Genomic DNA, 17,625 nt, shown 5'->3' with positions numbered 1-17,625 from the left:
CTACTGCCGACCGGCGCCAGGTCGCAGACTTCCGGGGTGACCGACACCTCGACCCGCCCTGCACGCGCCGCCGCGACCCGCTGGGACCGTTCCGCGCTGCAGACCTCCGCGGAGTTGCTGCTCGGGTTGTCGTTCGCCGCCACCATGGCCTTCGGCGGGTACGCGGCTGCGACCGGGCGACTGGCGGTCTTCGCGCAGGGCGCCGGCGTCGTCTTCCTCGTCACGCTGACCTGTGTGCTCGTGTCGTGGTTCCGCGCCGTCGAGCGCGAGGAGCGTGCCGACCGGCCCGCCGTCTCGCCCCTCGCCGCGATCGACGCCGAGTACCGCCGCTAGGCGGCCTCGCCCGTCGCCGGTTCGCTCGCCGTCCGTCGGTCGGCCCGCCGTTCGCGCGCGCCCTCGACCACGAAGTAGAGCGCCGGCAGCACCACGAGGGTCAGCAGCGTCGACGACACCAGCCCGCCGATCACGACCAGCGCGAGCGGCTGCGAGATGAACCCGGACTTGCCGGTCAGCCCGATCGCCATCGGCAGCAGCGCGAAGATCGTCGCCATCGCCGTCATGAGGATCGGGCGGAGGCGTCGTGTCGCGCCCTCGATCAACGCCTCACGCACCCGCAAGCCGCGCCGCCGGTACTGGTTGACGAGGTCGATGAGGACGATCGCGTTCGTCACGACGATGCCCACGAGCATGAGCAGACCGATCAACGATGCGACGCCGATCGGGACGCCGGAGACGATCTGCAGCAGGATCGCCCCGGTCGCGGCGAACGGCACCGACGCCAGCAGCAGCAGTGGCTGCAGCAGGCTCCGGAACGTCGCGACCATGATCACGTAGACGATCAGCACGGCCACGACGAGCGCGAGGCCCAGCTGCGAGAACGCCGACGACTGACTGGCGGCGACGCCACCGATCGATGCGGTCGCACCACGCGGCAGGTCGAGCTCGTCGACGGCGGTCGTGACCGACTGCACGGCCGCACCGAGGTTCGAGGCGTCCGGCGACACGGTGATCGTGGCGGTGCGTGCCGCGTTCGTCGTGGTGACGGTGGTCGGACCGTCGGACTCCTCGACCTTCGCGACGTCGGACAGCGGGACGGTGCCGGTGCTCGTCGGGACGTCGAGGGCGCGGAGCGCCGTGATCGTCGTCGGCGGCTCCGGGTCGGCGATGTAGACGTCGAGCGTCGCGTCGTCGATCTCGATGCTGCCGGTGTCGCGCGGGGAGACCGCGGCGGCGACGAGGCCACCCACCTGGGTCTCGGTGAGCCCGAGGGACGCGGCCTTCGCGCGGTCGACCCGGACGGCGAGGTAGGGCTCCGCTGCGGAGAGGTTGCTCGTCGCGCCGGTGGTGTGGTCGACCGACTGCATCGTCTTCAGCACCTGGCGCGAGGCCGTCTCGAGCTGCGACTGGGTCGGCGCGGACACGTCGACCTCGATGTCGCTGCTGCCCCCGAACCCGCCCCCGGAGGACGCGATGGTGACCTCGCCCACACCGTCGATCGCGCCGAGCGACTTCCGGGCGTCCGACTGGATCGTCGTCTGGTCGGCCTCGGCGTCGGTCGTGACCGCGTACTGCACGGAGGCCGTGCCACCGCCGCCGAACGCCGCCTGGATCGACTGTCCGCTGGTGCCGATGGTGGTCTGCACGGTCTCGACGCCCTCGACGTCCTGCAGTGCCCGCTCCACCTTGCGTGCGGAGTCGGACTGGACGGCGAGGCTCGATCCTGCCCGCAGGTCCTGGGTGACCGTGAACGTGTTCTGCCCGGAGTCCCCGAGGTAGTTCGTGGTGACGAACGGCAGTGCAGCGCCCGTGCCGCCGAGGACGACGACCGCGAGCAGGATGACGACGACCGGCTTCCGCACGACCCACCGGAGCACCGGCAGGTAGACCCGACGCAGACGGTCAGAAGCGCCGGCGTCGTGCAGGTCCGCGGCCGAAGCGAGCTCGCCCTCCGTCGGCTCGGGCGCCAGATCGGCGTCCGACGGTGCCGCAGCGGCGCCCGGTTTCGCCTTCGGCGGGCGGAGCCACCAGTACGCGAGCACCGGCACGATGGTGAGCGAGACGAACAGCGATGCCACGAGCGCGAGGGTGACGGTCACGGCGAACGGCCGGAACAGCTCCCCCACCAGCTCCGCGACGAAGGCGACCGGCAGGAACACCGCGACGGTCGTCAGGGTCGAGGCGGTGACGGCACCGGCGACCTCGCGGACGGCATCCAGCACGGCGCGGTGGCGGTCGACGCCCGGGACCATGTGCCGCTTGATGTTCTCGATGACGACGATGGAGTCGTCGACCACACGGCCGATCGCGATCGTCAGGGCGGCCAACGTGATGATGTTGAGCGTGTACCCGGCGGCGCGCATGCCGATCGCGGCCAGGAGCACCGACGTCGGGATCGAGATGGCCGTGACCAGCGTCGAGCGCCACGAGAGCAGGAAGACGAGGATCACGATCACCGCGAAGGCGAGGCCGAGCAGCCCCTCTTCGGCCAGGGAGTCGATCGACTGCTGGATGTAGGGCGCCTGGTCGAAGACGACGGTGAAGCGGGGGTCGCCCTCGATCTTGTCCTCGATGCCCGGCAGGGCGTCGCGCACGGTCTTCGAGACGTCGACCGTGTTGGCCTCCTGCGTCTTGGTGATCGAGATCGTCAGGGCCTGCTCACCGTCCACGCGGCTGATCGAGGTGCGCGGCGACTCCGTGATCGCGACCTTCGCGACGTCGCCGAGCGTGGTGTCCGTCGGGGTGGTCGCAGCGCCGGTGGCCGCGTCGCCGGTGGCCGCGTCGGCACCAGTACCGGTGGCAGTACCGGTGGCGGTACTGGTGGGCGCGCCGGTGCTGGTGCCGTCGGCGGTGCCCGAGTTCGACGTACTCGTCAGCGGCAGCGCACGGATGTCGTCGAGCGAAGCGATCCGCTCGCCCGTCTGCACCGACAGCGTCGAGCCGTCCTGGGTCAGGGTGCCGCCGGGGATCAGGGTGCCGTTGTCGTCGAGTGCGTCCGAGATCGCCGTCTGGCTGAGACCGCGAGCGGCGAGCTCGTCCTGGTCGGGCGTGATGACGACCCGGCGGCCGGGGTTGCCGAAGACGTCCGCCTGCCGCACGCCGTCGAGCTTCTCCAGGTCGGGGATCGCCGAGGCCTGCAGCCGGTCGACGAGCTGCTCCTGGTTGCCGGACGCCGAGACCGCGACCTGCAGCACCGGCAGGTCGTCGAAGGACCCGGTGACGATCTGCGTCTGCACCGAGTCGGGCAGCGACAGCGCGTTCACCGCGGTCTGGATCTTGTCCTCGGCGCTCGCCAGGTTCGATCCGTACTGGAACGACGCCGACACCACGCTCTGTCCGGTGGACGAGGTCGCGCTGGTGGACTCGAGGTCCGGGACGACCTGGATCGCCTGCTCGATCTTCGTCGAGACGTCGTTGGACACGACCTCCGGCGTCGCCCCGGGGTAGGCGCTGACGATCGCGACCTGCGGGAACTCGACGCTGGGGATCAGCTCCTGCTTGAGGCTCGTCAGCGCCACGCCCCCGAAGACCGCGACGACGATGGTGACGAGCGCGATGAGGGCCCGGTTGCGGAGGCTGAAGACCGAGAGGAGGTGCACGTCATCGATCCTCGCAGGACGCGTCTGCGAGCGGCCGGGTTCAGGCCCCGATCAGCAGGTAGAGCCCGAGGACACCGACGGCTCCGACGACCCCGGTGCCGAGGGCGATCACGCGGCCGACCGACGACCGGGCGGTGGCCACCCCGACGACGAGCACGATGACACCGACCGCGATCTCGACCACCCAGGTCACCGGGCCGGTCGTGGCCACCACCTGCAGCAGCGCCCGTACCCCCTCGCCGATCAGGATCGCGGCGGTGACCCCGAAGGCTCCGGCACGCCAGCGGGCGTCACGGGAGCGGACGAACACGGCGACCGCACCGGCGAGCAGCCCCGCAGGACGCCGAGCAGCACCCACAGGTTGGTGACGGACAGGAAGTCCGGGTAGCCACGCAGGTTCGTCGTGGCCCAGTAGCCGACGTGCATGAGTTCGAGCAGCACGACGCCGAGCAGCATCGCGAGCGGCAGGGCGAACCGGCCGGCACGGGCCCCGGCGCCGATGCACAGCGCGACGGCGACCAGGAACCAGGGGCCGGCGGAGTTCGCGACGGACGACAGCGCGGGCACCGTCTGCCCGAACGAGGTCAGCACACCAGCGAGCAGCGCGCCGCTCAGGGCCATCGTGACGCGCACCAGAGCCGGCACCGCGGGGCACGGCTCGGCCGGCGACGCGGACGACGGGGACGCAGCAGCGGCCGGAGCACCGGCGGACAGGGTCGCGTTCATGGCATCAGCATCGCGTCGTCCGCCGCCGCGCACATCACCCCACGGAGCGAGAACGACCCCGGCCCATCACCCCAGAGGATGACCCCACGACGGCTCACACCACCGCGGCGAGCGAGCCCCGCACCCCGGCGGACTCTCCACCGACCCGAGCCCACGCCCGTTCGAGCACGTCCACCAGACGACCGCGGTCCGCCGGCGCCATCGTGAACGGCACCCGCAGGAACCGTTCGAACCCGCCGTCCGGTCCGAACACGCCGCCGGACGCCAGCACCACCCCCTCGGACCGCGCGGCCAGCACGAGCGCACTCGACACCGGACGGCCGAGGCCCACCCACGTCGTCAGCCCACCTGCGGGCGACGGGACGTCCCATTCCGGGAGTCGTGCCCTGAGCGCGCCCACGACGTCGTCGCGACCCTGTCGCAGGTACTCGCGCCGCGCCTCCAGGACGGCGGCCGTCCGTGGGACCAGCTCCCGCGCGACCAGCTGGTCGAGCACGGGCGTGCCGAGGTCGCCCGTCGGGCGGGCGGCGAGCAGCCGCTGCAGGAGCGCCGGCGCGGCACGGATCCAGCCGATCCGCAGGCCACCCCAGAAGACCTTGTCGGCCGACCCGATCATCACGACCGACGCCCCCGACGGGTCCGATGCTGCCAGCGGCAGCGACGGCGCGCCGCCGATCCGCAGCTCCCCCATCGTCTCGTCGGCGACCACCGTCGTGCCGACCGACGCCGCGACCGACAGCAGGAGCTGGCGGGTCGAGGCGGTCATCGTCGCGCCGGTCGGGTTGTGCAGCTCGGGCATCACGTAGGCGACGGCCGGGGCGGTCCGGCGCAGCGTCGTCTCGAGCGCGGCGGCGTCCCACCCGGTCCGCGCGTCGACGGGCACGCCGACGAGCCGTCCGCCGGCCTCGCGGAACGCCTCGTGCGCGTGCGGGTAGGTCGGGGACTCGACGAGCACGGCGTCCCCGCGGCGGACGAGCACCCGGGCGAGCAGCGCGATGGCGTGCTGCGCGCCGATCGTCACGATCACCTGGGACGGGTCGGTCGGCAGTCCGCGCTCGGTGTACCGGTCGGCGATGGCGGCACGGAGCCCGGGGTCGCCGACGGTGTCGTACCCGATGCCGGCGAGCGCCGCGGGCACGTGTCGCACCGCCCGCTCGACGGCCTCGGCCATCCCCGGTGCCGAGTGCAGCGCGGCCTTGCGCAGGTCGAGGAGCTCGCCGTCGACCACCCCGCCGAGCCGTTCCGGGTCGGGACGACCGATCAGGGACGCGGGCAGGTGGACCACGCTGCCGGAGCCACGGACCGACACGACGAACCCGTCGGACCGCAGTCGGGCGTACGCGTTCGCCACGGTCGTGCGGGAGATGCCGAGCGCGGTCGCGAGCCCACGCTCCGCCGGCAGTCGCACGCCCTGTGCGACCCGGCCGTCGATGACGAGAACACGGATGGCGTCGGACAGGGCCTCGTACGCCGGGGCGTCGGTGCCGTCGCGCCAGTCGGTGAGCAGCAGGGCAGCAGATCGGGCGCTCAGCAGCACGGGTGTCATGGGTCCACGGTAGCGCGATTGGCTCTCGACCAGCAGTCCAATCCACACCGACGATGAACCCATGTCCCGCAGCACCGCCCTCACGTTCCGCTTCGTCCAGCTCTTCGTCGGCCTGTTCCTCTACGGCGCCTCCACCGCGCTGCAGGTCCGAGCGGTCGTCGGCGTCTCGTCGTGGACCGTCCTGACGCAGGGCCTCGAGAACGTGGTGCCGTGGTCGTTCGGCGTCATCACCGTCGTGTCGAGCGGCGTGATCCTGCTGTTCTGGATCCCCCTGCGCCAGAAGCCGGGCATCGGCACCCTGCTGAACGCGCTGGCGATCGGGCCGAGCGCCGACCTGGTGCTCTGGCTCGTGCCGGAGCCGTCCGGACTGCTCTCCCGGATCGCCCTGTTCGTCGCCGGACTGGCACTGCTCGCCGTCGCGACGGCGTTCTACATCGGCGCGGGGTTCGGCACCGGGGCCCGTGACGGCCTGATGGTCGGGCTGCACGAGCGCCTCGGCTGGCCGCTCTGGCTCGCGCGCACCCTGGTCGAGGTGTCCGTCGTCGTCGTCGGCTGGATCCTCGGCGGCAACGTCGGCGCCGGTACCGTCATCGCCGCCTTCGCAATCGGTCCGATGGTGCAGCCGCTCATGCCGTTCTTCCGCCGGTTCCCGTGGAGCCCCGAGCACCGGGTCGTCCGGGAGGCCCGCCCCACCTCCGTCGCGCACGCTTCGTGAGCAGGAATGGTCGGGTCGCAGGGCCCCACCCGACCATTTCTGCTCACCATCCGCCCGGCACCCTTGCGGCGCGTCGACTCGCGATATAGCGTGACCTCCACAGACGCGATACATCGCGAGTTGGAGGAAGCAACATGACGCAGGAGAAGTGGCTCGTCGACGAGCCCAAGGTCATCGACACCGGCATCGTCCGCACACTCCGTGTCGGACTCGTCGGTGGTCAGGTGGACGTCGTGGCACACGACGAACCCACCGCACGGGTCGAGGTCCACAGCGTGTCGGGCAAGCAGCTGAAGATCGAGGTCGACGGCGACACGCTCACCGTCGACCACCCGCAGATCCGGTGGGACGACCCCATCGGGTTCCTCAAGTCGTTCCGCGGCAAGGCCCACGCGGACGTCAGCATCCTGGTCCCCCGCGACGCCTCGGTGCACCTCGGCGTCGTGTCGGCGGGTGCGCTGCTGTCCGGCACGAACCGCGGGGCGATGCTCAACACCGTGTCCGGCGACCTCGTCGTCGACGGTGTCGCCGGCGACGTCACGGTCAACGCCGTGTCGGGCGCGACGACCATCCGCGAGCTCGACGGCGCCCTGACGGTCCACACGGTCTCGGGTGACGTCGTGGCCACGGGTGAGATCCCGCGGTTCCAGGCGGACGGTGTCTCGGCGGACGTCGTGCTCGACCTGCACGGCGTGCCGGAATCGGCGCGCGTCAACACGGTCTCCGGTGGCGTGAGCGTCCGGCTCGAGGACGGCGTCGCCTACCAGTGCACCGTCAGCACGGCGTCCGGCAAGCTGCAGTTCGACGACTCCGAGATCCGTGGTGTGCGCGGCTCGTACGTCAAGCAGGGAGGCGAGCTGGCCGGCCAGTGGCTGGACCTGCGCGTGAACTCGGTCTCCGGCGACATCGCGGTGCTGCACGCCCCGCCGGCAGCAGCGGAACCGACCGCGGCCCCGACGACCCCGGCCGCACCGACCACCCCGACCGCCCCGACCAACGACGGCGAGGCGCCCGGCGGGGTTTCCGGTACTGCTCCCGCCGCCGACACCACTCCGACGGACGACGGCGAGGTGCCCGCATGAGTCCCGTCTTCGCCCACGGCCACCTCCGCCTGTACCTGCTCGTGCTGCTGGCGGACCACCCGATGCACGGCTACGAGCTCATCCAGGCCCTCGGCGACCGGTTCGGCGGCACCTACGTGCCGAGCGCCGGCACCGTGTACCCGCGACTCGCGAAGCTCGAGGAAGAAGGCCTCGTCTCGAAGACCGCCGACGGCCGCAAGACCGTCTACGCGATCACCGACGCCGGCCGCACCGAACTCGCGGCCCGTGCCGACGAGATCGCCGCGGTCGAGTCCGGGGTCGCCGACTCGGTGAAGTCCCTGGCCGACGGCGTCCGCGCCTCGGTCGGCGAGGCGATGCGCTCCCTCCGTGCAGACCTCGCCGCCTCGGCGGAGAGCCCCGGCACCGGTTCCCACGAGGACCCCGTCTCGGTGCCGTCGGAGAGCGCCCGCGCCCTGCGCGAGCTCGAGATGGCGCTGTCGTCGTTCCGGCAGCAGGTCCGCGCGGACCTGCGCCGACGCGCGACCCGCGGCACGCTCCGTGCGGACACCGTGACGCGTCTGCGTGACGGTCTGGAGGCCCTGCGCAAGTCGCTCTGACGGCCCGCGGCCGACAGGCGGTCGCGCCCCGTGCCTCCCGGCCGCCCGTCGTACCGCCCCGTCCACGGAACCAGGTTCCGGACACAGCACCACGCCGATCCGTGGTGTCGTGACCGGAACCCGGTTCCGGTCGCGCGCCCCAGCCTGCGGTCGGCGCGCTACAGCCCGCGGTCGGCGAACGCGACCATCGCGTCGCGCAGCGCACGTGCCGCACCTGCTCCGGCCCAGTCGTAGGCGTGCGCGAACCGCTCGTCGTGCACGTACATCTCGGCGAGTGTCCGGAACCGCTCCGCGGTGAGGTCCGCCGGTGGCGTCGACTCGGCGAGCCACGCGAACTGCCGCCGCGCCAGTGCCTGCGCGGCCGGTGAGTCCGGGCCGTCGCCGGACGCGGCGAGCGCTGCGGCGTCCTGGGCGATCGCGCGCAGCTCGTCCTGGAACGCCTGCCTGCCCGCGGTGCCCTTCGCGTCCCACCAGGCGGTGCCGCGCTGCCAGGCGTCCGCTCCCCAGCGCTCCTCGACCTCGTGCTTGAAGCGGGTCTGGTCGAACCCGTCGAAGGTGTCCGTGGCGTTCATGGTGTCCCCGTTCTCGATCCTGGTGATGGTGGTGCGCACGGCGGCGAGCTGCCGGGCGAGGCGGTCCCGCTCGCGTTCGAGCCAGGCGACGTGCGCGGTGAGCGCGGTGACGTCGTCCTGCTCGCCGTCGAGGACCCGGCGGATGTCGGGCAGCCCGAGGCCGAGGCCGCGCAGCAGCAGGATGCGCTGCAGCCGGACGAGCGCCCGGTCGTCGTAGCGGCGGAGCCCGCCGTCGCCGACGGCGGTGGCCGGCAGCAGTCCGATGGCGTCGTAGTGGCGGAGCGTGCGGCTCGACACCCCGGCGGATCGCGCCACGTCGGCGATGCCGTGGGGTGCTTTCGCAGCTGCGGTGGCGATGTCTGACGGATCCCTCATGCAGCCCACCGTAGAGGTTGACGCAGCGTCAACCGAAAGGGGTGATCGGGGTGCGGCATCGACGACACGCGACCGAGCGGGAATGACCGCCCGGGCACCCGTGTTGACTCCCGCCCGGAACTGAGTAGGTTTGCCGCTCGTGACGAACGAGGTCCGGTCGCTGAAAGCGCGACTGATCGGGGATCCCCTCCCTCCGAGAAGCTCGAAGGACAGCTCCTCCCGAAGCACCTGGCACTGCCGATCTTCGCGAGTGACCCGCTGTCCTCCGTCGCGTACGCACCGCAGGAACTCCTGATGATCCTGCTGCTCGGCGGGATGTCGTTCCTGACCTTCGCACCGTGGGTGGCCGCGCTCGTGGTGCTGCTGCTCGTGGTGGTCGTCGCGTCCTACCGGCAGCTCATCAAGGCGTACCCGTCCGGCGGCGGCGACTACGAGGTCGCGCACCGGAACCTCGGCGAGAAGGCCGGGCTGGTCGTCGCGAGCGCGCTGCTCGTCGACTACGTCATGACGGTCGCCGTGTCGGTGGCCTCCGGCGTGGACAACATCATCTCGGCGCTGCCGATGCTGAACGACGTCCGCGTCGAACTCGCGCTCGTGTTCGTCGTGCTCCTCGCCGCCACGAACCTGCGCGGCGTGCGGGAGTCGAGCAAGGCCTTCGCCATCCCCACCTACCTGTTCGTGGCGTCGGTCTTCGTGATGGTCGTCACCGGCCTGGTCCGGGTCGCCGCGGGACACGCCCCGGTCGCCGAGTCTGCCGGGTACACCGTCGACAACGTCGAGCACACGACGCAGGCGGCGTTAATCCTGCTGCTCCTCCGTGCCTTCGCCTCCGGCTGCTCGGCCCTGACCGGCGTCGAGGCCATCGCGAACGGCGTGCAGGCCTTCCGGCGTCCGAAGATCAAGAACGCGCAGGCGACCCTGGTGGCGATGGGCGGCATCGCGATCGTCCTGTTCATCGGGCTCATCACGCTCGCGCTCGTGTCCCGCGTGCACTACGCCGAACGCGCCTGCGACCTGCAGGGTTCGCGGACTGCGCCACGACGCCGCAGCGCTCCCTCATCGCGCAGATCGCGGCGGCGACGTTCGGTGACAACTCGGTGCTGTTCTTCGTCATCCAGGCGACGACGGCCGCGGTCCTGCTCCTCGCCGCGAACACGGCGTTCAACGGGTTCCCGTTGCTCGGCTCGATCCTGGCCCGCGACTCGTACGCCCCCAAGGCCCTGTCGACCCGCGGCGACCGGCTCATCTACTCGAACGGTGTCATCGTCCTGGCGCTCGTCGCCGCAGCGCTGCTCGTGGTGTACCGGGCGAACGTCACGAGCCTCATCCAGCTCTACATCATCGGTGTCTTCGTGTCGTTCACGCTCGGCCAGACGGGCATGGTCGTGCACTGGACGCGCCTGCTGCGCGCGGACCGGGCCGGCACCGCCGATCCGTCCGTCAACCGCGCGCAGGTGGTGCGCTCCCGCACCATCAACGCGATCGGGGCCACGTTCACCCTGGTCGTCCTGGTCATCGTCACGATCACCAAGTTCACGCACGGCGCCTGGCTCGTGTTCCTGATCATGCCGATCCTGTACGTGCTCATGCTCGGCGTGAACCGCTACTACCGCGACGTCTCGCACGAGATCGAGGCCGACGTCGAGACCGAGTTCGGCGCCACCGGTGACCATGCCGTCGTGCTGGTGAACAAGCTGCAGAAGCCCGTGCTCAAGGCCCTCGACTACGCGATCGCCGCCGAGCACGCCAGCTGCGAGGCGATCCACGTCGCGATCGACGACGCCGACGCCCAGCACCTGCGCGACCAGTGGGCCGAGTACGGCATCCGGATGCCGTTGACCATCGTGCCGAGTCCGTACCGCGACATCTCGATGCCGCTCATCAAGTACATCAAGGCGCACCGGCTCGAGCACGGCTCCGAGGTCGTCACCGTCTACACGCCGATCTTCATCGTCGGCCACTGGTGGGAGGGCCTGCTCCACAACCACCGCGGCCGTCGCATCCGCAAGAAGCTCCTGCTTGTGCACGGCGTCACCGTCGCGCTGGTGCCGTGGCTGCTCGACTCGTCCGAACTGCTGTACGGCCGCCGGTCGCGTCCGCTCCCCGGCCAGGAACGTCGCGGCGAGCCCGTGCGGCCGCCGCTCCGCCGGTCCCTCGCCGGCTCGGCCGGAGCGCCGGTGGACGGTGTCGTCGACGATCGCCTGGCCCGGTCCGCGCAGCGGAACAGCCTGCAGCCGCGTCGTGCGACCCGTCCGGCCGGTCCCGCGGAGGGCGTCGACCCCGCGCAGTGCACCGGCGAGCTGCACGCGCTCGTGCCGACCTCGCCGCGCCGGGGCGACGAGTCGTAGCATCTGACGTCATGACGATCACCGACCTGCGGACGTTCGCCACGTTCGACGGCCACGGCGGCAAGGTGTCGAAGCGCGTCGAGGTGCTGGACCACGAGCCCGTCGCGGGCAGCCGCCACGAAGGACTCGTCGCGGTGCGCGGCGAACACCCCCTGGGTGCGCTCGACGAGCGCGCCGCCGACGAGTCGGCAGCGCTGTCGCGCGGCGTCCCCAGCGTCGGGTGGGTCGACCCGTCGACGCTGCGCGACTGGTACCGCCCGGACCGCGTGGTCATCACCCGGCTCGAGGCGCGGCAGTCCGGCATCGAGCCCGGTCTCTACGCCGATTCGCGCGGTCGCGGACGGGTCCGGATCGACGGCCTGGAGGCACGGCTCGCCCCCGACGGTCGGCCCGCCTTCCGCGCACTGGCCGGTTCCGAGGCGCCCTGGGTGGTCGACGTCCCCCTGCCGACGGACCTGGCGGTGCGGCTCGTGGCGGTCGCCGAGGTCGACGAGGGCTTCGAGGTCGTGACCGCTCCGGTGTCCCCGTTCCTGCAGCCCGGCGAGTACGCGGCGTACGACGACGACGTCCCCGGACTTCCCCGCGGCCGTCCAGCGGCCGGGTCGTGGTGTCCGCGACCGTGCTGCTCGACGGATCGCTGCACGAGGTCGAGCGGATCGACGAGCAGGCCGCGACGATCTGGGTCCGGCGCGAGGGTCGGACCGTGCCGATCGCCACGAGTGCGGTCGGTCCGGACCTGGTGCGGTACTCGGCCACGCCGGTCTGACGGGGGACACGCGCCTGCGGGGTGCGTCGGGGGTGCGGCGTAGCGTCCTCGGCATGAGTGATGCAGAAGAGACCCTCGGCGGCGCCCGTCCGGACCCGTCGACCGACGCGAGCAAGGACCCCGAGCAGTGGGTCACCGGTGACGAGCCGATGACCGGACCCCAGCGCAGCTACCTCGACACCCTGGCCCGCGAAGCCGGCGAGGAGCTCTCCGCCGACCTGACCAAGGCCGAGGCCTCGGAGCACATCGACCGCCTGCAGCAGCAGACCGGCCGCGGCACGGACGCCACGGGTTCCTGAGAGCGGGTCCGCCCTTCGGCGGACCCCAGCCTGGGCATGTTCTGGTGAAGTCCGGGCAGACCCCGGGCGGGGGGAATCGATGACGCGTCACCGGTTACCGTCGTGGCCATGCGAACGACATCGACCTCCATCGGCCTGACCGCGCTCCGCATCGTCCTCGGGGTGGTGTTCATCGCCCACGGCGCCCAGAAGTTCGCCCAGGGCATCCCGAACGTGGCCCAGGGCTTCTCCGGGATGGGCGTGCCGCTCGCCGACGTCGCCGCGCCCCTGGTCGCCGGCCTCGAACTCGTCGGCGGTGTGCTGCTCGTGCTCGGCGTCGCCACCCGCGTCGTGGGCGTCCTGCTCGCCGTGGACATGGTCGTCGCGGGGTTGCTCGCCCACGCGTCGTCCGGCTTCTTCTCGCAGGACGGGGGCTTCGAGTACGTGCTCGTCCTGGCGGTCGGCTCGCTCGTCGTGGCGCTGACCGGCCCGGGGCGGTTCTCGCTCGACGCCGTGTTCCTGGCGTCGTCCCGTCGCCGTCGTGGCGCGCAGGAGCCCCTGCCCGCCTGACCCGCCGCGTTTTGCCGCCGCCACCCTGGTGCGAGGTTGATCACTCAGTGCGGCGAAAGAACCTCGCACCGGGTGGTCAGCCTCGCACCGTGCGGGCATCGGACTCACGCGGCGGCGAGCACGTCCATCACCTGGCGGGCGATGAGCCGTCCGGCCCGGTTCGCACCGATCGTCGACGCCTGCGGCCCGTAGCCCGCCAGGAACAACCGCGGCTCGTCGACCGAGCGCCCGTCCGCCACGACGACCCCGCCGGCCGCGGTCCGCAGGTGCAGCGGCGCGAGGTGCCGCAGGTCGGCCCGGAACCCGGTCGCCCAGAGCACCGCGTCGGCGTGCACGTGCGTGCCGTCGACTGTCACCACGCCGGTCTCGTCCATCCGGGTGAACATCGGCTGGTCGCGCAGGACCCCGCGGTCGATGCCCGCCCGGATCCGCCGCGAGACGGGCACGCCCGTACCGCTCACGATGCTCGGCAGCACCTCGCCGGCACGAGCAGCCCGGTCCTGCTCGTCGACCGCTGCGACCGCCGACTCGAGGTCGAGCGACGACGAGTCAGCCCACACCATCGGCCGCCGGGTGAACCAGTGGGTCGACCGGGCGACGCCGTCGAGTTCGAGCAGGAAACCGATGGCACTCGTTCCGCCGCCGACCACGACGACGTCCTGCCGGGCGAACTCCGCGGCGCTGCGGTACTCGGTCGTGTCGAGCTGTCGTCCGCGGAACGCGCCGCGGCCCGGGTACCACGGCACGAACGGCGTGCCCCACGTGCCCGATGCGTTCACCACGACGTCGGCGCGGATCCGGGTCTCGGTGCCGTCGGCGGAGCGGGTCGTGACGCAGAGTCGGCCGTCCGCGGTGCGCGAGACCGACGGCACCGAGACCGGACGCCGGACCCGCAGGTCGTAGTGCTGCTCGAACCGCCGGTAGTACTCCCCCACGACGTCCCGGGCGGGTCGTGACCGATCGGCGTCGTCGAACTGCAGCCCCATCGCCCGCATCCCCGGCAGGTCGTGCACGCGGTGCGCCGCGCCGAGCCGCAGGGCCTCCCACCGGAACTGCCAGGCGCCGCCCGTGCTCGGGGCACGATCGAGCAGCACCAGGTCGGTGCCGGGCACGAGCCCCAGGCGGCGCAGGTGGTATCCCACCGACAGTCCAGCCTGCCCCGCCCCGATGACGACGACACGGGCGGACTGGTCGGCTGGGTTCTCGAGGGGTTCGGTCATCACTTCGATTCTCCTGTGCGCGGAGCCGTCGCGGCGACGTCCAGATCGAGGTACATGGTAGAGTGATCGGCAGATTTCAAACCACGAACCGTCTGGTTCCCCGAGTGATCTTCCGTCATTCGCCAGGACCGGACCAGAGCCGAACGAGGGGGTCACGCATGGGGCGCGGCCGTCAAAAGGCGAAGCACACCAAGGTCGCCCGTGAGCTGAAGTACTTCAGCCCGCAGACGAACTACGGTGCACTCGAGCAGGAGCTCTCCGCCGGACAACACTCCGATGACGATCTCGTCGACCGCTGGGCGGACCAGTACGGTCCCGAAGCGGCAGACGAATCCGACGAGTTCGAGACCGAAGCGGACCAGAACAAGTCCGCCTGACCGGCACAGCCGTCACGCCGCGCGCCTCCGGGCAGCGCGGCGTTTCTGCGCGCCCGGACGGCCAGGCACCGAGGCCGCACGGCCAGATGCCGAGGCCGGACAGCCAGGCGCCGAGGCCGCACGGCCAGATGCAGAGGCCGCACGACCTGTTCTCAGCCCGTGCGACCTCGACCAGCCCGGGTCAGGCGGCGTAGCTCCCGACGAGCCGCACGGCACCGCCGTCGACACCCTTGGCGCCCTGTTCGAAGCCGGTCAGGTCGCGGGCCGACGTGGCGATCGTGCCGACGGGCCACGCGGGCATCCCGGCGACGCCGAGCGACTCGATGACGTCCACCGCGGCACTGGCGGACACCACGGCGAACATGCCGATGCCCAGGTTCCAGGTGCCCTCGGTGTCCTCGATCGGGGTGCCGGCCATGTCGGCGAGCACGCGGAAGACGGGGAGCGGCTGCCAGGTCGAGCGGTCGACCTCGATCCACGAGCCGACGGGCAGCACGCGCGCCAGGTTCGCCGCGATGCCACCACCGGTCACGTGCGACAGGGAGTGCACGGCGCCCGGGTGCTGCTCGAGCAGCTCCAGCAGCGGCGTCGTGTACAGGCGGGTGGGCTCGAGCAGTGCTTCGCCGACCGAGACACCGCCGAACTCGGCCAGCTGGTCGGTGTACCCGACCCCGCGCGACGCCAGGATGTGCCGGACGAGCGAGTACCCGTTCGAGTGCAGCCCGGACGACTCGATCGCGAGCACGACGTCGCCGTCCTGCACCAGGTGGGCGCCGAGCTGCGAACCGGCCTCGACGACACCCGTCGCGGCGCCGGCCACGTCGTAGTCGTCCGGACCGAGCAGCCCGGGGTGCTCGGCGGTCTCGCCACCGACCAGCGCGGTGCCCGTCGCCGAGCAGCCGCGGGCGATCCCGGCGACGATGTCGGCGATGCGGTTCGGCACGACGCGCCCGCAGGCGATGTAGTCGGTCATGAACAGCGGCTTCGCACCGACCACCACGATGTCGTCGACGACCATGCCGACCAGGTCCTGCCCGATGGTGTCGTGCTTGTCGATCGCCTGGGCGATGGCGACCTTGGTGCCGACGCCGTCGGTCGAGGTCGCGAGCAACGGGTGTGAGAAGTCCTTCAGGAACGACACGTCGTAGAGTCCGGCGAAGCCGCCCACGCCGCCCAGCACGTGGCTGTTGTGCGTCGCCGCGACTGCGGACTTCATGAGTTCGACGGCCAGGTCACCGGCAGCGGTGTCCACTCCGGCTTCGGCGTACGGGTTGGGCATGCGGAGTCCTTCGCGGTGACATGGCAGACTTGTTCGGTACCCCCCGATTCTACGGTCTGGAGCACACCCGCGAATGTGCGGCATCGTCGGCCTCGTTGCACAGGGCCCCGCCAACCAATCCATCTACGACGCACTGCTCCTCCTGCAGCACCGCGGGCAGGACTCGACGGGCATCGCCACGGTCGAGGGTCACGTGCACCACATGCACAAGACCCGCGGCCACGTACGGAGTCGTTCCGAACCCGTGACATGCGCGCCCTGCTCGGCACCATGGGCCTCGGACACGTGCGCTACGCCACCAAGGGCGCGGCGAGCAACGAGGAAGAAGCGCAGCCGTTCTACGTGAACGCGCCGTACGGCATCGTCCTCGTCCACAACGGCAACCTCACCAACACGCGGGAACTGACGCGTGAGCTGTTCGACATCGACCGTCGGCACCTCAACACCACGTCGGACACCGAGCTCCTGGTGAACGTGCTGGCGCACGAGCTGCAGGGACAGGTCCGCGGCACGGACCTCGACCCCGGGCAGGTCTTCGACGCCGTCGAGCGCGTGCACGAGCGGGTCGAGGGCTCCTACGCCACGATCGCCACGATCGCCGGCCACGGGCTGCTGGCGTTCCGCGACCCGTTCGGCATCCGGCCGCTCATCCTCGGCCACAAGTTCGACGAGGCCGGCCAGCCCGAGTGGGTCGTCGCGAGCGAGTCGCTGGTGCTCGAGTCCGGCGGCTACGAGATCGTGCGCGACGTCGCCCCGGGCGAGGCGATCTTCATCGAGATGAACGGGCAGATGCACGCCCGGCAGTGCGCGAAGAACCCGCGGCTCGTGCCGTGCTCGTTCGAGTACGTGTACCTGGCCCGTCCCGACTCGGTCATGAACGGCATCTCGGTCTACGACGCCCGCCTGCGCCTCGGCAACCGGCTGGCGGACACCATCGAGCAGTACGCGCCGACCGGTGACATCGACGTCGTGATGCCGATCCCGGACTCGTCCCGGCCGGCCGCGATGCAGGTCGCGCGGAAGCTCGGCATCGAGTACCGCGAGGGCTTCTACAAGAACCGTTACGTCGGCCGGACCTTCATCATGCCGGGCCAGGCGGAGCGCAAGCGGTCCGTCCGGCAGAAGCTCAACGCGATGTCGTCGGAGTTCAAGGGCAAGAACATCCTGATCGTCGACGACTCGATCGTGCGCGGCACGACGAGCAAGGAGATCGTGGAGATGGCCCGCGCCGCCGGTGCGAACGAGGTCACCTTCACGAGCGCCGCTCCCCGGTCCGGTTCCCGCACGTCTACGGCATCAACATGCCGACGCGCGACGAGCTCATCGCGCACGACCGGAAGATCCCGGAGATCAACCGCGTGCTCGGCAGCGATCACCTGATCTACCAGGAGATCGGCGACATGCGGGACGCCATCATCGAGGGCTCCGACGTGACCGACCTCGAGATGAGCTGCTTCACGGGCGAGTACGTCACGGGCACCGTGAGCCCGGAGTACCTGTCCTGGGTCGAGGCGAACCAGCTCAGCTAGGTCGCGTCCGAGACGCACCCACCTGACAGACGGAGGCCCGTGGCGGTGTCGCCACGGGCCTCCCGTCT

General features: G+C 71.3%; 13 protein-coding genes and 3 pseudogenes. 10 read left to right on the top strand and 6 right to left on the bottom strand.

Going from position 1 to position 17,625, the window contains the following annotated elements; translation table 11 throughout:
- Window positions 1–36 precede the first annotated feature (36 nt).
- A complete protein-coding gene (locus ACZZ0J_RS16000; RefSeq protein ID WP_194648542.1) occupies window positions 37–333 on the top strand; it encodes a hypothetical protein in 297 nt (98 codons plus the stop codon).
- On the opposite strand, the gene ACZZ0J_RS15995 is transcribed toward ACZZ0J_RS16000, so the two are convergent.
- The 3 genes and pseudogenes from ACZZ0J_RS15995 to yczR all read right to left on the bottom strand — a co-directional run bounded on the left by ACZZ0J_RS15995 (window position 330) and on the right by yczR (window position 5,868).
- A complete protein-coding gene (locus ACZZ0J_RS15995) occupies window positions 330–3,596 on the bottom strand; it encodes an efflux RND transporter permease subunit (RefSeq protein ID WP_463437671.1) in 3,267 nt (1,088 codons plus the stop codon). The genes ACZZ0J_RS16000 and ACZZ0J_RS15995 overlap by 4 nt on opposite strands.
- Window positions 3,597–3,636: 40 nt before the next feature.
- Window positions 3,637–4,217: pseudogene (locus ACZZ0J_RS15990) on the bottom strand (DUF6518 family protein).
- 199 nt (window positions 4,218–4,416) lie between these two features.
- A complete protein-coding gene (gene yczR, locus ACZZ0J_RS15985) occupies window positions 4,417–5,868 on the bottom strand; it encodes a MocR-like transcription factor YczR (protein WP_463437670.1) in 1,452 nt (483 codons plus the stop codon).
- Window positions 5,869–5,929: 61 nt separating this feature from the next.
- Between yczR and yczE the strand changes: the two genes are divergently transcribed.
- The 3 genes from yczE (at window position 5,930) to ACZZ0J_RS15970 (ending at window position 8,243) form a co-directional block, all read left to right on the top strand.
- The gene (gene yczE, locus ACZZ0J_RS15980) at window positions 5,930–6,583 is read left to right on the top strand and encodes a membrane protein YczE (RefSeq protein ID WP_463437669.1); all 654 of its coding nucleotides are present in this window, start codon (window positions 5,930–5,932) and stop codon (window positions 6,581–6,583) included.
- A gap of 134 nt (window positions 6,584–6,717) precedes the next feature.
- A complete protein-coding gene (locus ACZZ0J_RS15975) occupies window positions 6,718–7,665 on the top strand; it encodes a DUF4097 family beta strand repeat-containing protein (RefSeq protein WP_463437668.1) in 948 nt (315 codons plus the stop codon).
- A complete protein-coding gene (locus ACZZ0J_RS15970) occupies window positions 7,662–8,243 on the top strand; it encodes a PadR family transcriptional regulator (protein ID WP_463437667.1) in 582 nt (193 codons plus the stop codon). Before ACZZ0J_RS15975 ends, ACZZ0J_RS15970 begins: the two co-directional genes overlap by 4 nt.
- A gap of 158 nt (window positions 8,244–8,401) precedes the next feature.
- Here the strand turns inward: ACZZ0J_RS15970 and ACZZ0J_RS15965 are convergent, their stop codons facing one another.
- Window positions 8,402–9,190 carry a MerR family transcriptional regulator gene (locus ACZZ0J_RS15965; protein ID WP_463437666.1) on the bottom strand — a complete coding sequence of 263 codons (789 nt, stop codon included), beginning with the start codon at window positions 9,188–9,190 and terminating at the stop codon, window positions 8,402–8,404.
- Window positions 9,191–9,362: 172 nt separating this feature from the next.
- Here ACZZ0J_RS15965 and ACZZ0J_RS15960 point away from each other — a divergent pair.
- The 4 genes and pseudogenes from ACZZ0J_RS15960 to ACZZ0J_RS15945 all read left to right on the top strand — a co-directional run bounded on the left by ACZZ0J_RS15960 (window position 9,363) and on the right by ACZZ0J_RS15945 (window position 13,152).
- Window positions 9,363–11,538, top strand: a pseudogene (locus ACZZ0J_RS15960) (APC family permease).
- Window positions 11,539–11,549: 11 nt separating this feature from the next.
- Window positions 11,550–12,347 (top strand): hypothetical protein, encoded by a 798-nt coding sequence (locus ACZZ0J_RS15955; protein ID WP_463437665.1) that lies wholly within the window; start codon window positions 11,550–11,552, stop codon window positions 12,345–12,347.
- A 10-nt stretch (window positions 12,348–12,357) separates the two neighbouring features.
- On the top strand, window positions 12,358–12,603 hold the full coding sequence (locus ACZZ0J_RS15950) for a DUF3072 domain-containing protein (RefSeq protein ID WP_131880742.1): 246 nt from the start codon (window positions 12,358–12,360) through the stop codon (window positions 12,601–12,603).
- A 108-nt stretch (window positions 12,604–12,711) separates the two neighbouring features.
- Complete coding sequence (locus tag ACZZ0J_RS15945; RefSeq protein ID WP_463437664.1) at window positions 12,712–13,152, top strand: DoxX family protein; 441 nt, start codon at window positions 12,712–12,714, stop codon at window positions 13,150–13,152.
- Between the two features lie 104 nt (window positions 13,153–13,256).
- Here ACZZ0J_RS15945 and ACZZ0J_RS15940 read toward each other — a convergent pair whose 3' ends face one another.
- Entirely contained in the window at window positions 13,257–14,372 is a 1,116-nt protein-coding gene (locus ACZZ0J_RS15940) for an NAD(P)-binding domain-containing protein (RefSeq protein ID WP_463437663.1), read from the bottom strand.
- A 158-nt stretch (window positions 14,373–14,530) separates the two neighbouring features.
- Between ACZZ0J_RS15940 and ACZZ0J_RS15935 the strand changes: the two genes are divergently transcribed.
- On the top strand, window positions 14,531–14,749 hold the full coding sequence (locus ACZZ0J_RS15935; protein ID WP_111085566.1) for a DUF3073 domain-containing protein: 219 nt from the start codon (window positions 14,531–14,533) through the stop codon (window positions 14,747–14,749).
- A 181-nt stretch (window positions 14,750–14,930) separates the two neighbouring features.
- On the opposite strand, the gene purM is transcribed toward ACZZ0J_RS15935, so the two are convergent.
- Window positions 14,931–16,028 (bottom strand): phosphoribosylformylglycinamidine cyclo-ligase, encoded by a 1,098-nt coding sequence (purM, locus tag ACZZ0J_RS15930; RefSeq protein ID WP_123937526.1) that lies wholly within the window; start codon window positions 16,026–16,028, stop codon window positions 14,931–14,933.
- A 73-nt stretch (window positions 16,029–16,101) separates the two neighbouring features.
- Here purM and purF point away from each other — a divergent pair.
- A pseudogene (gene purF, locus ACZZ0J_RS15925) lies at window positions 16,102–17,557 on the top strand (amidophosphoribosyltransferase).
- The last annotated feature ends 68 nt before the right edge of the window (window positions 17,558–17,625 follow it).

Source organism: Curtobacterium sp. AC272, assembly GCF_979258155.1.
The sequence above is the reverse complement of the archived record's forward strand: the minus strand, read 5'-3'. Positions and strand labels throughout refer to the sequence as shown.

Coding starts and splice junctions, on each gene's coding strand:
- yczR (WP_463437670.1), bottom strand. CDS start 5,868: ATGACACCCGTGCTGCTGAGCGCCCGATCTGCTGCCCTGCTGCTCACC.
- yczE (WP_463437669.1), top strand. CDS start 5,930: ATGTCCCGCAGCACCGCCCTCACGTTCCGCTTCGTCCAGCTCTTCGTC.
- ACZZ0J_RS15975 (WP_463437668.1), top strand. CDS start 6,718: ATGACGCAGGAGAAGTGGCTCGTCGACGAGCCCAAGGTCATCGACACC.
- ACZZ0J_RS15970 (WP_463437667.1), top strand. CDS start 7,662: ATGAGTCCCGTCTTCGCCCACGGCCACCTCCGCCTGTACCTGCTCGTG.
- ACZZ0J_RS15965 (WP_463437666.1), bottom strand. CDS start 9,190: ATGAGGGATCCGTCAGACATCGCCACCGCAGCTGCGAAAGCACCCCAC.
- ACZZ0J_RS15955 (WP_463437665.1), top strand. CDS start 11,550: ATGACGATCACCGACCTGCGGACGTTCGCCACGTTCGACGGCCACGGC.
- ACZZ0J_RS15950 (WP_131880742.1), top strand. CDS start 12,358: ATGAGTGATGCAGAAGAGACCCTCGGCGGCGCCCGTCCGGACCCGTCG.
- ACZZ0J_RS15945 (WP_463437664.1), top strand. CDS start 12,712: ATGCGAACGACATCGACCTCCATCGGCCTGACCGCGCTCCGCATCGTC.
- ACZZ0J_RS15940 (WP_463437663.1), bottom strand. CDS start 14,372: ATGACCGAACCCCTCGAGAACCCAGCCGACCAGTCCGCCCGTGTCGTC.
- ACZZ0J_RS15935 (WP_111085566.1), top strand. CDS start 14,531: ATGGGGCGCGGCCGTCAAAAGGCGAAGCACACCAAGGTCGCCCGTGAG.
- purM (WP_123937526.1), bottom strand. CDS start 16,028: ATGCCCAACCCGTACGCCGAAGCCGGAGTGGACACCGCTGCCGGTGAC.